At 62.5% G+C, this 14,445-nt stretch carries 15 protein-coding genes; 5 read left to right on the top strand and 10 right to left on the bottom strand.

Features of this window, described 5'->3' with window-relative positions; all coding sequences use genetic code 11:
* Nucleotides 1-218 precede the first annotated feature (218 nt).
* Together QU44_RS10440 and galU are read right to left on the bottom strand one after the other, a co-directional pair.
* Nucleotides 219-869: a TrmH family RNA methyltransferase gene (locus tag QU44_RS10440; protein ID WP_231621706.1), complete on the bottom strand. Its 651-nt coding sequence runs from the start codon at nt 867-869 to the stop codon at nt 219-221.
* Between the two features lie 186 nt (nt 870-1,055).
* Nucleotides 1,056-1,925: a UTP--glucose-1-phosphate uridylyltransferase GalU gene (gene galU / locus QU44_RS10435; RefSeq protein WP_033922082.1), complete on the bottom strand. Its 870-nt coding sequence runs from the start codon at nt 1,923-1,925 to the stop codon at nt 1,056-1,058.
* Nucleotides 1,926-2,046: 121 nt separating this feature from the next.
* Between galU and QU44_RS10430 the strand changes: the two genes are divergently transcribed.
* The 3 genes from QU44_RS10430 (at nt 2,047) to wecC (ending at nt 4,897) form a co-directional block, all read left to right on the top strand.
* Complete coding sequence (locus tag QU44_RS10430; RefSeq protein WP_131601072.1) at nt 2,047-2,415, top strand: hypothetical protein; 369 nt, start codon at nt 2,047-2,049, stop codon at nt 2,413-2,415.
* Nucleotides 2,416-2,481: 66 nt separating this feature from the next.
* Nucleotides 2,482-3,606: a non-hydrolyzing UDP-N-acetylglucosamine 2-epimerase gene (wecB, locus tag QU44_RS10425; RefSeq protein WP_033922080.1), complete on the top strand. Its 1,125-nt coding sequence runs from the start codon at nt 2,482-2,484 to the stop codon at nt 3,604-3,606.
* Nucleotides 3,596-4,897: a UDP-N-acetyl-D-mannosamine dehydrogenase gene (gene wecC / locus QU44_RS10420; protein WP_033922079.1), complete on the top strand. Its 1,302-nt coding sequence runs from the start codon at nt 3,596-3,598 to the stop codon at nt 4,895-4,897. The genes wecB and wecC overlap by 11 nt, the downstream gene beginning before the upstream one ends.
* 3 nt (nt 4,898-4,900) lie before the next feature.
* Here wecC and QU44_RS10415 read toward each other — a convergent pair whose 3' ends face one another.
* Complete coding sequence (locus tag QU44_RS10415) at nt 4,901-5,950, bottom strand: M48 family metallopeptidase (RefSeq protein ID WP_156141086.1); 1,050 nt, start codon at nt 5,948-5,950, stop codon at nt 4,901-4,903.
* 436 nt (nt 5,951-6,386) lie between these two features.
* Here QU44_RS10415 and QU44_RS10410 point away from each other — a divergent pair, with 436 nt between their 5' ends.
* Nucleotides 6,387-6,632 carry a hypothetical protein gene (locus tag QU44_RS10410; protein ID WP_197054293.1) on the top strand — a complete coding sequence of 82 codons (246 nt, stop codon included), beginning with the start codon at nt 6,387-6,389 and terminating at the stop codon, nt 6,630-6,632.
* 157 nt (nt 6,633-6,789) lie between these two features.
* Here QU44_RS10410 and QU44_RS17790 read toward each other — a convergent pair whose 3' ends face one another.
* The 5 genes from QU44_RS17790 to rpsU all read right to left on the bottom strand — a co-directional run bounded on the left by QU44_RS17790 (nt 6,790) and on the right by rpsU (nt 10,767).
* Nucleotides 6,790-6,936 carry a DUF2474 domain-containing protein gene (locus tag QU44_RS17790; protein WP_081987974.1) on the bottom strand — a complete coding sequence of 49 codons (147 nt, stop codon included), beginning with the start codon at nt 6,934-6,936 and terminating at the stop codon, nt 6,790-6,792.
* On the bottom strand, nt 6,936-7,943 hold the full coding sequence (gene cydB / locus QU44_RS10405) for a cytochrome d ubiquinol oxidase subunit II (protein WP_033922078.1): 1,008 nt from the start codon (nt 7,941-7,943) through the stop codon (nt 6,936-6,938). The genes QU44_RS17790 and cydB overlap by 1 nt, the downstream gene beginning before the upstream one ends.
* Complete coding sequence (locus QU44_RS10400) at nt 7,943-9,472, bottom strand: cytochrome ubiquinol oxidase subunit I (protein ID WP_033922077.1); 1,530 nt, start codon at nt 9,470-9,472, stop codon at nt 7,943-7,945. Before QU44_RS10400 ends, cydB begins: the two co-directional genes overlap by 1 nt.
* A 283-nt stretch (nt 9,473-9,755) precedes the next feature.
* Nucleotides 9,756-10,394, bottom strand: coding sequence for an FKBP-type peptidyl-prolyl cis-trans isomerase (locus QU44_RS10395; protein WP_033922076.1), 639 nt, complete (start codon nt 10,392-10,394; stop codon nt 9,756-9,758).
* Between the two features lie 166 nt (nt 10,395-10,560).
* A complete protein-coding gene (gene rpsU / locus QU44_RS10390) occupies nt 10,561-10,767 on the bottom strand; it encodes a 30S ribosomal protein S21 (RefSeq protein ID WP_033922075.1) in 207 nt (68 codons plus the stop codon).
* A gap of 231 nt (nt 10,768-10,998) precedes the next feature.
* Between rpsU and QU44_RS10385 the strand changes: the two genes are divergently transcribed.
* The gene (locus QU44_RS10385; protein WP_052134677.1) at nt 10,999-12,297 is read left to right on the top strand and encodes an MFS transporter; all 1,299 of its coding nucleotides are present in this window, start codon (nt 10,999-11,001) and stop codon (nt 12,295-12,297) included.
* 3 nt (nt 12,298-12,300) lie between these two features.
* On the opposite strand, the gene QU44_RS10380 is transcribed toward QU44_RS10385, so the two are convergent.
* The gene (locus QU44_RS10380) at nt 12,301-12,693 is read right to left on the bottom strand and encodes a response regulator (protein ID WP_033922074.1); all 393 of its coding nucleotides are present in this window, start codon (nt 12,691-12,693) and stop codon (nt 12,301-12,303) included.
* 65 nt (nt 12,694-12,758) lie between these two features.
* Entirely contained in the window at nt 12,759-14,267 is a 1,509-nt protein-coding gene (locus QU44_RS18675; protein ID WP_231621705.1) for a hybrid sensor histidine kinase/response regulator, read from the bottom strand.
* Nucleotides 14,268-14,445: the final 178 nt, after the last annotated feature.

Below are 14,445 nucleotides of genomic sequence, written 5' to 3'. Positions count from 1 at the left end.
ACCGCCCCCGACCCGCTCACCCCCGACCTGCGAGCATTGGGCGTGCGGATCGTCGCCTGCCAGACCGGCCTGGCCGCGATCGGCCTGTCGCTCGACACGTTGGGCAGCGAGGTCGAAGCAGGCGGGCTGGTGTCGTTCCTCGCGGAGACCGGCGGGGACAGGCTGGTGGTGGTTTGAGCGACGGCGCTGCAGTTGACGCAAAAGGCAAAAATTTTGCATCACGGTTCTTGCATCAGGACGGTCGGCAGCGGCGTGGCACGCTCCCCTCGCCGATCGCGTAGCCTGTATTGGCTCTGATACTGGCGGCGCTGCTTAGCCACCTCGTAAAGAACAATTCCCGAGCTGGTGCCAAGGTTCAGGCTTTCGATCATACCAAACATGGGGATCGACACGCACCGTTCGCTTCGCTCGACCGCAAGATCGCTGATCCCCTTCGTCTCACTTCCAAACCAAACGGCGAGTTTGGCGTGCTCTGTGAAGTCGCCCTCGTGAAGGAACGTGTTTTCCTTGCCCTTCCGATGGGGTGACGTGACGATCGATACGAACCGGTTCTTTTCAAGGTGAGCAAGGCACTCTTCCGTGCTGTCGAACCGCTTTACAAAGGTCCATTTAACAGCGGACACTGAAAGCTTGGACAGCTTAGGCTCTTTGCGAAGGTCGTCCCAGTCATCAGGAAGTACCCGGCGAGGATCGATCACATACACCTTCTCGGCACCAAGGGCGTTCACGTTACGAATGACCGTCCCGATATTACGCGGGTTCTCGGGGTCCTCAATAACGACGATCAGATTTTTACAGCGGAAATCCCGTATCTCGTCGGCCCGCTTTCGCGCTGACCGTTTTTCTACTGGCATTTGCTCGGTCGTCACTTCCCAGCCCCTCAATCAATCTGGGAACACTACCGCAGGGTGACGCCGAATGCCACCAGCGGACCAAGTGATGCAAAACTCCCGTGCGCCGATGTCTGCCAGTCGAACGCCCCCTGCTCAGCAACCAAACCAAAAGCGGTGAGCCAAGGCCCACCGCTCCCAGCCAATCACCGCAACCGCTAAACCTTAGCCGAGCAACTGCTTGGCAAAGGCGCGGACCTTCGGGCCGATGTCATCGCGCGCCACGGCCAGCGCGAGGTTCGCCTGGATGTAGCCCGCCTTGTCACCGCAATCATAGCGATCGCCGCCGAATTTGAAGGCGTGAAACGGCTGCTTGCCGATCAGTTGCGCCATCGCATCGGTCAACTGGATTTCATTGCCCGCGCCCGGCCCCTGGGTTTCCAGGATCCGCATCACTTCGGGCTGAAGGATATAGCGGCCGGGGATCATCAGGTTCGACGGGGCGGTGCCGAGCTTTGGCTTTTCGATCAGGCTCTTCACCTCGACCAATTGGCCATCGACCGCGCCGGGCTCGACGATGCCATAGCGATCGGTCTCGTCGTCGGGCACTTCGTATCCGCAAACCACATTGCCGCCGACGCGGTTATACGCCTCGACCATCTGCTTCATGCAGCCGGGCTGGCCGACCATCAGTTCGTCGGCCAGGAAGATCGCGAACGGCTCGTCGCCGACGATGTCGCGCGCGCACCACACCGCATGGCCAAGCCCCATCGGCTCCTGCTGGCGGACATAGGCGACATTGCCCGGCGTCAGCCGCGTCGCATCGAGAATGTCGAGCGACTTGCCGCGCGCCTTCATCGTCGCTTCCAGCTCATAGGCGATGTCGAAATGATCCTCGATCGCCGACTTGCCCCGCCCGGTGACGAAGATCATCTGCTCGATCCCCGCCTCGATCGCTTCATCGACGGCATATTGGATCAGCGGCCGATCGACGACCGGCATCATCTCCTTTGGCACGGCCTTGGTCGCTGGCAGGAACCGGGTGCCAAGCCCCCCGACCGGAAACACGGCTTTACGTAGCGGCTTTTGCGACATGGACAATCTCCCGTTCACGAATGCCGGCTGCCCTACCGTGTGCGATCAGGCGAGGCAATCATGCCGATCAAAGCAGCGCCAAGGGGTGGCGAAAACGCGCTGCGCATGCGAAGGCGGCACGATGCAAATCGTCGCCCGAATGCTGTTCATCGTGCTGGTCATGGCGATGCTGTACCTTGCGCTCACGCCAGGACCGTTGGGATCGATCATCGCCGATGGCGAGCAGCGCCACGTGCTGGCGTTCACGATGCTGCCCTTGATCGGCAGCGTCGGGTGGCCGGGCCTGTCGTTACGCTTGCAGTTCGTGCTCTATGCGATGCTGGGGGGCACGATCGAAATTGCCCAGGAATGGATGGGTTTGGGCCGCGCGGGCGAATGGGCCGATTGGTCAGTCGATTGCCTTGCCACCGCCGCCGCGCTGCTCGTGGTGGGCATCATCAGGGGCAAGGTGTTTCCCAGACCGCCAGCTTCGGTTCCGGCGACCAAATAGCCTGTCGCGGCGCACGGCCTGAGTTCATTAGCGGATATTTCACCCACGCGCGCTAAATCCCGCCGCATGACCGATCGCCGCATCCTCATCGTCTTCGGCACCCGCCCCGAAGCCATCAAGCTGTTCCCCGTCGTCGCGGCGCTGCGTGCCATCCCCGGCCTTTCGGTCCGCACCTGCGTCACCGCGCAGCATCGCGGGCTGCTCGACCAAGTGCTGTCGATCGCGGGGCTGGTGCCCGACATTGATCTCGATTTGATGGAGCCGGGCCAGTCGCTCGACCGCCTCACCGCGCGGCTGCTGACCGGCCTTGGCGAGGTGATGGACGCCGAAAAGCCCGATCGGGTGATCGTCCAGGGCGATACCGCCACCGCGATGGTCGGCGCACTGACCGCTTATTATCGTAAAATTCCCGTCGCGCATGTCGAGGCGGGCTTGCGATCGGGCGACATCTATCACCCCTGGCCCGAGGAGGTGAACCGGCGAATCGTCGCGCCGATCGCCGACCTGCATTTCGCGCCCACCGAAACCTCGGCGGCAGCGCTTCGGGCTGAGAATATCGCGCCCGCATCGATCCACGTCACCGGCAACACCGTGATCGACGCCTTGCTGTGGACGCAGGCGCGGATCGCCGCCGATCCATCGCTGGCCGCCGCGCTTGATCCGCTCGCGGCGCGATTCGCGGGCAAGCGGATCGTGCTGGTCACCACCCATCGGCGCGAGAATTTCGGCGACGGCATGGCCAATATCGCGCGCGCGATCGCCCGTATCGCGCAGCGCGACGACGTCGCCATCGTCTTTCCGGTCCACCCCAATCCCAATGTCGTCGCGGTGATGGACGATTTGCTCGGCGATCGTCCCAACATCGCGCGAATCGAACCGCTCGATTACCCGCAATTCATTCGCGCGCTCGACATGGCGCATCTGGTGCTGACCGATTCGGGCGGGGTGCAGGAGGAAGCGCCGGCGCTGGGCAAGCCGGTGCTGGTGATGCGCGAAACCACCGAACGCCCCGAAGGCGTGACGGCGGGCACCGCCAAGCTGGTCGGCACCGGCGAAGACCGGATCGTTTCCGAAATCTTCAACCTTCTCGACGACAAGGGCGCTTATTCCGCGATGGCGCGCGCCCACAATCCGTTCGGCGACGGCCAGGCTGCGGCACGAATCGCTGGGGTGGTTGCCGATGCTTTCTGATGCCCAACTCACCGTCGCGGTGCTCGGCCTTGGCTATATCGGGCTCCCCACCGCTGCCGTGATCGCGCGCACCGGGGCCAAGGTGCTCGGCATCGACGTGTCGGCAACCGTGGTCGAGACGGTCAATTCGGGCCGGGTGCATATCGAGGAGATCGACCTCGACGGGCTTGTCTCAGGCGTGGTCGCGCGCGGTAATCTGCGCGCTTCGACCGCGATCGAGCCGGCGGACGTGTTCGTGATCGCGGTGCCCACCCCGTTCGGCGACGATCACGCACCCGACATCAGCTATGTCCTCGAAGCCGCGACGACCATCGCCGCCGCGCTGAAAGCCGGCGACGTCGTGATCCTCGAATCGACCTCGCCGGTCGGCACCACCGAAAAGGTCCGCGACCTGCTGGCGGGGCTTCGCCCCGACCTGAAGGTGCCGGGAATGACGCCGGGCACCCCAGACATCGCGATCGCCTATTGCCCTGAGCGCGTGTTGCCCGGTCGCATCCTGGTCGAGCTGATCGACAATGATCGAGTCATCGGCGGCATCACCCCGCGTTGCGCGCGCAAGGCGCTGCAATTCTACCGCCGCTTCGTGCGCGGTGCGTGCGTCACCACGACGTCGCGCGCGGCGGAGATGACCAAGCTGACCGAAAACGCCTTTCGCGACGTCAACATCGCCTTTGCCAACGAATTATCGGTGGTGGCCGAGGGCATGGGCGTCGATGTGTGGGAGGTGATCCGCCTCGCCAACCGGCATCCGCGCGTCAACATCCTGTCGCCCGGCCCCGGCGTCGGCGGGCATTGCATCGCGGTCGACCCGTGGTTCCTGGTGCATGGCGACCCCGAAAACACCCCGCTGATCCGCACCGCGCGCGAAGTGAACGATGCCAAGACCGGCTATACGATCGGCCGTGCCGAGGCACTGATCGAAAGCATGCCCGGCGTGCCGGTCGCCTGTTTGGGCCTGGCGTTCAAGGCCAATATCGACGACTTCCGCGAAAGCCCCGCGCTCAAGGTGGCACAGGCGCTGGCGCAACGGTTCGGCGATCGGATGCGGATTGTCGAGCCTTATGCGCAGGCGCTGCCCGCCGCGTTCGACGGCACCGGCGCGCGGCTGATCGACATCGACACTGCGATTGAGCAATGCCCGATCTTCATCGTGCTGGTCGATCACGACGTGTTCAAATCGGTGCCGCTCGAAGAGCGCGCAGCCAAGCGGGTATATGACACGCGCGGCATATGGCCCGATCAACCGACCGCACCTCAGCACGCAGCGCCGATGCTGGTGCGCGCGGGCTGAACCTTATCGCGCGCTGAGCAGCGCCCGCCAATCGCCGTCGAGCGGACGGGTTCGCACGCCGAGGATCGGTGGCGCGGCGGGATCGAGACGACCGGCGGCGATCGCCTCGCCTTCCTGCTGCATCCGCGCAGTCCGCTCACGCCAGCCTGGATGCGTCGCGCTGCGAAACCAGCCGCCGGCGTGTTCGGGTCCGAATTTGCGCCAGAATGTCGCGGCGGCAAGCGGCGGATAACCTGCATTCACCAGCAGATGGACGCTGAGTATATCCGCCTCCAGCTCGGTCTGGCGAAACAGGCGGGCGTTGCGCCCGACCCCCGATAGCAGCCCCCTGGCCACCCCCGACGCATCGAGCCGCTCGCGATGCCGCAGGATATTATGCGCGAGTTCATGCGCCACCAACACAGCAATTTCGGCATCGGGATATTGCTCGAACAGCCGCGACGAGATTTGCACCATCTCGCCATCGGCCTCGGCATTCACCGAATCGGATAGCTGCAGCTCAAATCGTGAGCGGCACACCGGCACCGGTTGCAGATCAGTGACCCGCAACTGCTCCTGGCGGCTGGTTTCAATTTTGACCGGCGCGCTGGGCGGATGTTCGGCGATCTCCGCGTACAGAGCGATCAACGGCGCGGTGGGCGGCGTGGCTGGCAGTGTTGCGATGTCGATCTGACCCCAGCGTATCAGCGCGGTATCCTTGTCGATCTTCCCGGCAGCGGGGCTACCATCGACCACCGCCAAAACCGCGACCGGCGTTGCAAAGCCGAAATATGCGCCGGCATCGCTGCGAACGTCGCCGCCATATTGTCCGAGGGCGTGGATCACCAAACCAGTGCCGGGAGCCTGCCGATCGCAAAGCGCGTGGTTGGCTCTGGCCAGCGAAAAGCCGATCGTCGCCAGGCGCAGGTCCATCGTGCGGATCGATTCGAATAGCGCCTGCTGGGTGGCACGCGGCGCGGATGACCCGTCTATTGCCGATACCGCAGCCGAATGAGAGCCGGGTATGCAAAGGGCGGTCACCATCACCCAGCGCCGCAGCGTCCACGCTCTCATGAAAGCCGCTCCACGCCACCTGCCTTCGAACCGCTATCCATCGCAGTGCGTGGTAGCCAGCGTTCGGCGCAATCACAAGCCGGGCTCCTGCCCGCTATAGCCAACGCACCTGTTCTCGGGGCTAAACTATCAACAATTTGTTACCGTCATGTTATCTGTCGTTACTATTTCTTTAACGCCGTCATGATCCGCCGGATCGCCAACAATGGCTGCTGCGCCATCGCGTCCAAAGCCGATCATTACGGTATCGAATAGGCCGAACCGTTCAGCCAGTTCCTTGCAATTCCTCAACCTTTATGGTCTATCGCCACCGTTGCTACACGGCAACAACGTGGCAACTTTCGCGGTTGCGTGTCGTTGTGCGCTTGCGAAGCGGTGTTGAGTATGCCACCGTAGAATTGCGTACTGACTGCGTTTAATACAAGGGAGTCTACCCATGCGTTTGGCCAAACTACTGACTGCTGCTTCGGCAGTTTCGCTTATTGCGTCGCCTGTCGTCGCTGCAACCAACACCGCCAGCAAGCTGTCGGTTTCGAAGTCGGTTCGCGCGTCGACGGCCGGTGACAAGTCGAACGAAGCCATTGCTGGCGGCGGCATCATCATCGGCGTTCTGGCAGCAGCTGCTGTCATCGCCGGTATCGTGATCGTCGCTGACGGTGATGACGATTCGGACAGCAACTAATCCTTGCTTATTTGAATGCTAGGACGGCGGCCCTCACGGGTCGTCGTTTTTGTTTGGCGTAACATCAGTATCAAATCATCGGTTCGCGCGATACCGCCGCGACCATTGTGCCTGTCCGATGGCGGGACAGATCAAGGCGATCCACTATCGCCCGGCTTCAACCGAGCCCCAGCCAGCCGCGAATAATCATCGCGACGATCCCCAGAAAACCGACGCTAGCGCCCCAGATCGCGGCCATCCAGGCCAACCGCTGCCAAAGCGGCCGAGCATCGCCGCCTGCCGCCCTGCTCTCATCGCGCCGCATCAGTGATACCCCTCGGTACCCACTTTGCCGCGAAACACCCAATAGGCCCAGCCGGTATAGATCAGGATCACCGGCACCAGCACCGCCGCCCCGGCCAGCATGAACAACTGACTCGATTCAGGTGCTGCGGCCTGCCAGATCGTGACGCTGTCGGGCACGATATAGGGGAACATGCTGATCCCCAGCCCGATAAAGCTCAAGGCGAACAGCCCCAGCGCCAGAAGGAATGGCCGCGCCTCGCGCCGCTGCTTGAGCGATCGGTAAAAGGCGAAGGCGAATATCCCGACCAGCAGCGGCACTTGCGCCGTCAGCAGAACGCCGGGATAGCCGAGCCAGCGCTGATAGTATTCATATTCCAGCGTCAATGTCGAAGCGCTCACCGCCGCAATCGCCGCCAATGTTAGCGCACCAAAGCGGGATGCGAGGCGGTAGGCACGCGCCTGCGTCCCTCCTTCGGTCTTCCAGATCAGCCAGGTTGCCCCCAACAGCGCATAGCCCGCGACCAGGCTTATGCCGGTCAACATGCTGAACGGAGACAGCCAATCGAGCCATGCGCCGCCATAGGCGCGGCCATCAACATCGATCCCCTGAAGCAGCGCCCCCAGCGCCACGCCCTGCGCGAAGGCTGCGATCAACGATCCAAAGGTAAATGCCAGATCCCACCAGCGACGATGCCCGGGGTCGCGCCAGCGCGCCTCGAAAGCAACGCCCCGAAAAACCAGCCCCAGTAGCATCGCGATGATCGGCGGATAGAGCGCGGGCATGATGATTGCATAGGCCAGCGGAAATGCGGCAAATAATCCGCCGCCGCCCAGCACCAGCCAGGTTTCGTTGCCATCCCATACCGGCGCTATCGAATTCATCGCCTGGTCGCGCTCTTCGCCGACACCGAACACCGGGAATAGGATGCCGATACCCAGATCGAAGCCGTCCATCACGATATAGGCGAAAATGGCAAAGGCGATGATGCCCGCCCAGATCGTCGCAAGGTCTGTGTTGACGTACATTATTCTGCCGGCTGCAACGCGCCGCGCTGCCCTCCCGAGGAACGACCGCCGCGTTGCCGCCCGCCCTGCTGCGTCGGCCCCGGCGTTATGCCGGCGCTGCGGATCGGCGCATCGTCCTGAATGTCGGGTTCGTTATCTTGCACGCCCTTCCCCATCAGCTTGAGGATATACCAGGTGCCGAAGCCGAACACGACGAAGTACACGACGACGAACGCGACCAGCGACGCCCCCACCGCCGGTGCCGCCAGCGGAGACACGCTGTCGGCCGTGGTCAGCAGGTTATAGACGGTGAAAGGCTGACGGCCGACTTCGGTCGTGACCCAACCGGCGATCACCGCGACGAAACCCGATGGCCCCATCACCATCGCCGCGCGATGCAGCCATGGCCAGTCGTACAACCTCTTGCGAAAGCGAGCAAAAAGGCTCCACAGGCCAAGCCCGAGCATTGCAAAGCCGATGCCGACCATGATCCGAAACGACCAGAACAAAATGGCCACCGGTGGTTCCCGATCATCGGCAACGGTATCCAGCCCGGCCAATGGCGCGTTCAGGTCGTGCTTTAGAATCAGCGACGAAACCTTGGGAATCTCGACCGCATAATCGATCCGCTTTGCAGCGGCGTTGGGGATACCGAACAGGATCAGCGGCGCACCATCGGGGTGGCTGTCATAATGCCCCTCCATCGCCATCACCTTGGCTGGCTGATGCTCGAGCGTGTTGATACCGTGCAAATCGCCTGCAAATATCTGGATGGGCGCAACGATCGCCGCCATCCACATCGCCATCGAAAACATCTTTCGCGCTGCCGCTTCCGAGCGGGGGAGTTCGGGGTGCGCCGAGGCGGCGGGGGGATCATTGCCCTCGACTTCGATCCGCCGCTTGCCCGCGCGTGCCTTGAGCAATTGATACCCGCCGACCGCACCGACGACGAAGGCGGTGGTCAGATATGCAGCGGTTACGGTGTGGAACAGGCGATAAGGGAAGCTAGGGTTGAAGATGATCGTCATCCAAGATCCCGCCGGCACGAACTGGCCGACATCGTTCATGGCGTAGCCGACGGGGGTGTGCATCCAGCTATTGACGCTGAGGATCCAGAACGCTGAGATGAAGGTGCCGATCGCGACCATGCAAGTGGCGGCGAAGTGCAGTTTCTTACCCACCCGATCCATGCCGAACAGCATGACGCCCAGGAAGCCGGCCTCGAGGAAGAAGGCGGTGAGCACTTCATACGCCATCAGCGGTCCGAGGATCGGGCCGGTGCGATCGGAAAAGACCGACCAGTTGGTGCCGAACTGATACGACATCACGATACCCGACACGACGCCCATCGCGAATGCGACGGCGAAGATCTTCACCCAGAATTTGAAGAGGTCGTGATACAGTTCCTTGCCGGTTTTCAGCCAAAGACCCTGTAATACCGCAAGGAAACTCGCCAATCCGATCGAGAAGGCGGGAAAGATGAAATGGAAACTGACAGTGAACGCGAATTGCATCCGCGCAAGGATAAGTGGGTCGAACGAATCGAACACGGCGATAGAACTCCGGGTCTGGCTGCCTGCTGCTCCGCAGGCGTGGCTTTCGCGGGTTCCGACTTTCCTATTTCGCGCTATCGATCGCGCCCCGTGTCCGGTCCCGTCGCCCCTATATGGGTGCGCCGCAACATGACTCAAGCGATTTGCGATCAGCAGGACTACGGGTAATCGGCCATGTCGCACCGTGCCTAACCCGGGAGCGGCGTTCTACGGCAGACAACGTTCTTTCAGGGCGTCAGCGCCGACCAATATCGGCGTCACGGCGCATAAGCAAAGTGCGCTACTGGCCCGGCATCGGCAACGGTGGTGCGCCCTGCGGACCACCCGGAGCGACCCCACCTGGCGCACCCTGTTGCATCATCTGCTGCTGTTGCATCTGGCGAACAACGGCCTCAGGCACGAAATCGACCATCTCGACATCGAAGACCAACAGCGATTCGCCCGGGATGACTTCCTGGCCGGTACGCGGATCACGCTGCGCTTCAGCACCATAGGCAAGCTCGGGCTTCAGCCAGAAGCGATATTTCGATCCCTTCGGCATCAGCTTTAGTCCCTCGCCAAAGCCAGGGACGACGCCCTTTGGCGACATCGGCGTCGGCTGCTCACTCGCGTCGAAGGTTTCGCCGTTACGGAACTTGCCGGTGTAATTCACCAGCACCAGATCATTATCGGTGGGGCGACCCTCACCTTCGCCGGCCTCGAGCACGCGATATTGCAGACCGCTTTCGGTCTGACGAACACCGGGCTGGCTGGCATTATACGCCAGGAACTGCGCGTTGGTGCCGGTATCGGCGACCACGGCGGCAGTACCCTTCCACGCCAACAGCCCGGCAGCCAGCACGGCAACCAGCACGCCGACCCACAGCCAGACGATGTAACCGCGCTTGGTAGGGCGGATCGGAACTGCGGTGGTCGACATGAGCGGGTGTCCTACGCGGCCGACGGGGAAGCAATGCTTCACTCCGTTCGGGCTGAGCTTGTCGAAGCCCCGTCCTTCTTGCGTCGCAAGAGATTCAGCCCTTCGACAAGCTCAGGGCGAACGGGGAAACAAGATTCGCCGGCTCACAAGCCGGCGAACCGATCAATTACCGTGCGCCGTCGCGCTCGACGCGCTTGCGCTCAAGCTTGCGGGCGCGGCGGATGGCCGCGGCACGCTCACGTGCGCGCTTCTCGCTTGGCTTCTCATAGTGCCGGCGCAGCTTCATCTCGCGATACACGCCTTCGCGCTGCAGCTTCTTCTTGAGTGCGCGCAAAGCCTGGTCGACGTTGTTGTCGCGAACGATGATTTGCATGAGGTCGGGAAACTCCGATTGCTTAACTGCAGATGACGGTTGATCTATAGAATCATTATCGCCGGAAACTAGGTTCCCGGGCGCTGGATGGCCACGTAGCAACATGCCGCGCTGGTATCAACCCATATGCGCCGCTTTGCTGCATTCAAGATGACGCGGCTTGTCCTGCCGGCTGTAGCATCGTTAAGTCGCAGGCCGAATAAGGATGCGGGACGGGGGCATGAAGCAAGCATGATCGACACGAATGCGCCGGCCCCACTCACCCGCGAACGGCTGCGATCAATTCTGGGGGGATCGGCGGGCAATCTGGTCGAATGGTATGACTGGTACGCCTATGCCGCTTTTACCCTATATTTCGCGCCGCGCTTTTTCCCTGGCGACGACCCCACCGTAGAATTGTTGCAGGCCGCCGCAGTTTTTGCGCTGGGCTTCTTCATGCGGCCGATCGGCGGCTGGCTGATGGGGGTGTATTCGGATCGCAAGGGGCGCAAGGCGGGGCTGACGCTATCGGTCACGCTGATGTGCGTCGGATCGCTGATGATCGCGGTGACGCCGACCTATGCATCGATCGGGGTAGCAGCGCCTGCATTGCTGCTGGTCGCCCGCTTGCTCCAGGGCCTGTCGGTGGGCGGTGAATATGGCGCGAGCGCAACCTATCTCGCCGAGATGGCCGGGCGCAATCGGCGCGGATTCTTTGCGAGTTTTCAATATGTCACGCTGATTGCCGGCCAGTTGCTGGCGCTGTGCGTCCTGCTGCTGTTGCAAGCGACGATGAGCGAGGCAGCGCTCGAGGCCTGGGGCTGGCGAATCCCGTTTGCGATCGGTGGCGCGCTGGCGGTGAGCGTGTTCTGGTTGCGCCGGGGATTGCTCGAAACCGAGAGCTTTGCGAACGTCACCGGCGAGGCGCGGGCACGGTCGGGCTTCATGACCCTGGTACGCGACCACCCGCGCCAAACGATGACGGTGATGGCGCTCACCGCCGGCGGCACCCTCGCCTTCTATGCCTATTCGATCTACATGCAGAAGTTCCTCGTCAACACCAGCGGCTTCGATCGCGAAACCGCGTCGGCGATCAATGCCGGCACCCTGTTTCTGTTCATGCTGCTCCAGCCCGTGGTAGGTGCGCTGTCCGATCGGATCGGGCGCAAACCGTTGATGGTGGCGTTCGGCGTGGCGGGGGTGCTGTTGACCTATCCGATCTTCACCACGCTGGCGGTGACGCGCGATCCCGGCACGGCTTTCGCGATCTGCTTTGGCGCATTGGTGATCGTCAGCGGCTACAGTGCGATTTCGGGCGTGGTCAAAGCCGAAATGTTCCCCGCGCACATCCGCACTTTGGGCGTCGCCCTGCCCTATGCCATTGCCAACGCCATCTTCGGCGGCACCGCGGAATATATCGCCTTGTGGTTCAAGGATTCGGGATTCGAAGAGGGGTTTTACTGGTACGTCACCGGCATGATCGGCGTGTCACTGGTCACCTATCTGACGATGCGCGACACTCGCCATCACAGCATGATCCTGGAGGACTGATCTTTATTCGATCATGCCGCCATTTTCGGTTTTGCGCGCCAGCACGCTGCCAATCGCATCGAACAGCGCGTCCATCGCCACCGGTTTGAACAGCACCGCATCGGCACCGATCGCCATGCAGCGTTCGCCCAGGTCGGGCGCAGTATCGGCAGTGACCACGATCAGCGGCAAATTGGACTTCGCGTCGGTACGTGCGCGAATCCTGCGGATCGCTTCAAACCCATCCATGCCCGGCATCCGCAGGTCGATCAGCACCGCGTCGAAATCTTCGGCACCGATCCGGCGCAATCCTTCCTCGGCGCGATCCGCCTCGGCCATCGTCGCCCCGGCGACGTCGAGCATGTCGCGCACGACCCGACGGTTCATCGGGTCATCCTCGATGAACAATATTTTCAACGCACCCGTCCCTTGCGGACGGCTGACGAACAGACCGGACCAATCATGACGCCGCCGCTATCTGCCTATGCTGCACGCGAAACAACCCCATGCGAGGGCTGTTTCGGCCCGGATGCGGCAAACAGTTGCGCGGCCAGCGCAACGCCGGCGATCGGCTTGGCAATCACCAGGTCGGCACCCGCCGCCAGCAGCGCAGCACGATCCTCCTCCGCAGGCTCACGCCACAGCACCGCACAGCGCGCGCCCGCCGCATGTGCCGCCTCGGCAATGGCTGCCAGGATAGACGGTGCGGTGGTGCCGGCATTGGGACGTAGGATCGAATCGTCGATCAGCACGCAATCGGGCTGCGTCTCGGTAATCACGACTGCCGCCGCCTTGGCACCATCGGCGAAATGCACAGCCCCGGCGCGCGGCGCGAGCAGGGTTCGCAACATCGCCCGCGCGATCGGATTGCCGTCGACGATCAGCAGACCGCCATGCTCGGCACCCGCTGCAACGCGCGGTGGCGCAACCTCGATCAAGGGCAAGTCGATGGTAAAGGTCGCCCCGGCCCCCGCCGCGCTGCTGACCGCAATCTCGCCACCCAACGCCAGCGCAAGATTGCGACAGATCGTCAGCCCAAGCCCGGTGCCGCCATATTGCCGTGTCGTCGTGGTATCCACCTGGCGGAAGGATTCGAAAATCTCGGCATGTTTGCCAGCGGGAATACCAATCCCCGAATCGCGCACCGACAGGATCAGCCGGGTGCCGTCCCCGCTTTTGCGCGCGCTCAGGCCGATCACCCCCTGAGCGGTGAATTTGATTGCGTTCGACAGCAAGTTGAACAGCATCTGCCGCAGCCGCCCCGCATCGGTTTCGATCCAGTGCGGCGCATCAACGACGTCCAGTTCAAAGACCAGCCCCTTGGCGCGCGCCGGCTCGGCCCACATCCGCGCGACCTCCTGCAATGTTTCGCGCAGGTCTGCCGCCTCGGGGGCGATGGTCAGGTTGCCCGTCTCCATCTTGGCGACATCCAGAATATCGTCGACCAGCGCGCGCATCGTCAGCCCGGCACCATGCACGACATTCACCCGCTCGCGCTGCTGATCCGCCAGCGCTTCATCGGCCAGCATCACCTGGGTCATGCCGAGGATGCCGTTCAGCGGGGTGCGAATTTCATGGCTGGTGGTGGCCAGAAACTCGGTCTTTGCGGCCAACGCCTTTTCCAGCGCGACATTGGTTGCACCCAGCGCAGTATTGGCCGCGCGGACCTGATTGCGGCTGCGGCGAAGGGTGAACAACCCGACGGTCAGCAACGTCAGGATCACCAGCGCGGCGATGCCGATGCTGGTGAACAAGGTCTGCTGATACCGCGCGCGCGATCGCTCGATCTCGATGCCGGTCCGCAGTTCATCGGCCTTTAGCCGGGCGATCCGCAATTCCTGATTGGCGAAATCGAAGCGCGCCGCCATCAGCGCGGTATTGGTCGAGGTAGCGATTTTGGTCTGCTCGTCGGTAAGGCGGCGTAGTGCCTCGAGATGGACCAGTGCCCGGCGGTCATCGCCAAGCTTGCGATAGATGTCATACGCGATCACATGGGCATCGCGTCGAGAACCTTGCGTCGCCGAAAGGTCGTCTCCTTCAAAGCTAGCGTCGATTAGACTTTTAGCTTTCGACAAATCCCCCTGCTGCAGCGCCGCTCGGGCGCCGATTGCTTGGACAAAAGGTGTCCAATGTTTGGCCTCCGCTGAATTTCGGGTTAAGAACCATGCT

Source organism: Sphingomonas sp. 37zxx (assembly GCF_000786205.1).
GTDB lineage: Bacteria > Pseudomonadota > Alphaproteobacteria > Sphingomonadales > Sphingomonadaceae > Sphingomonas.
Note: the sequence above shows the minus strand (reverse complement) of the source record. Positions and strands in the feature narration are given on the sequence as shown.

Coding starts and splice junctions, on each gene's coding strand:
- QU44_RS10385 (WP_052134677.1), top strand. CDS start 10,999: ATGATCGACACGAATGCGCCGGCCCCACTCACCCGCGAACGGCTGCGA.
- wecC (WP_033922079.1), top strand. CDS start 3,596: ATGCTTTCTGATGCCCAACTCACCGTCGCGGTGCTCGGCCTTGGCTAT.
- QU44_RS10415 (WP_156141086.1), bottom strand. CDS start 5,950: ATGAGAGCGTGGACGCTGCGGCGCTGGGTGATGGTGACCGCCCTTTGC.
- QU44_RS17790 (WP_081987974.1), bottom strand. CDS start 6,936: ATGCGGCGCGATGAGAGCAGGGCGGCAGGCGGCGATGCTCGGCCGCTT.
- wecB (WP_033922080.1), top strand. CDS start 2,482: ATGACCGATCGCCGCATCCTCATCGTCTTCGGCACCCGCCCCGAAGCC.
- cydB (WP_033922078.1), bottom strand. CDS start 7,943: ATGTACGTCAACACAGACCTTGCGACGATCTGGGCGGGCATCATCGCC.
- galU (WP_033922082.1), bottom strand. CDS start 1,925: ATGTCGCAAAAGCCGCTACGTAAAGCCGTGTTTCCGGTCGGGGGGCTT.
- QU44_RS10430 (WP_131601072.1), top strand. CDS start 2,047: ATGCAAATCGTCGCCCGAATGCTGTTCATCGTGCTGGTCATGGCGATG.
- rpsU (WP_033922075.1), bottom strand. CDS start 10,767: ATGCAAATCATCGTTCGCGACAACAACGTCGACCAGGCTTTGCGCGCA.
- QU44_RS10410 (WP_197054293.1), top strand. CDS start 6,387: ATGCGTTTGGCCAAACTACTGACTGCTGCTTCGGCAGTTTCGCTTATT.
- QU44_RS10395 (WP_033922076.1), bottom strand. CDS start 10,394: ATGTCGACCACCGCAGTTCCGATCCGCCCTACCAAGCGCGGTTACATC.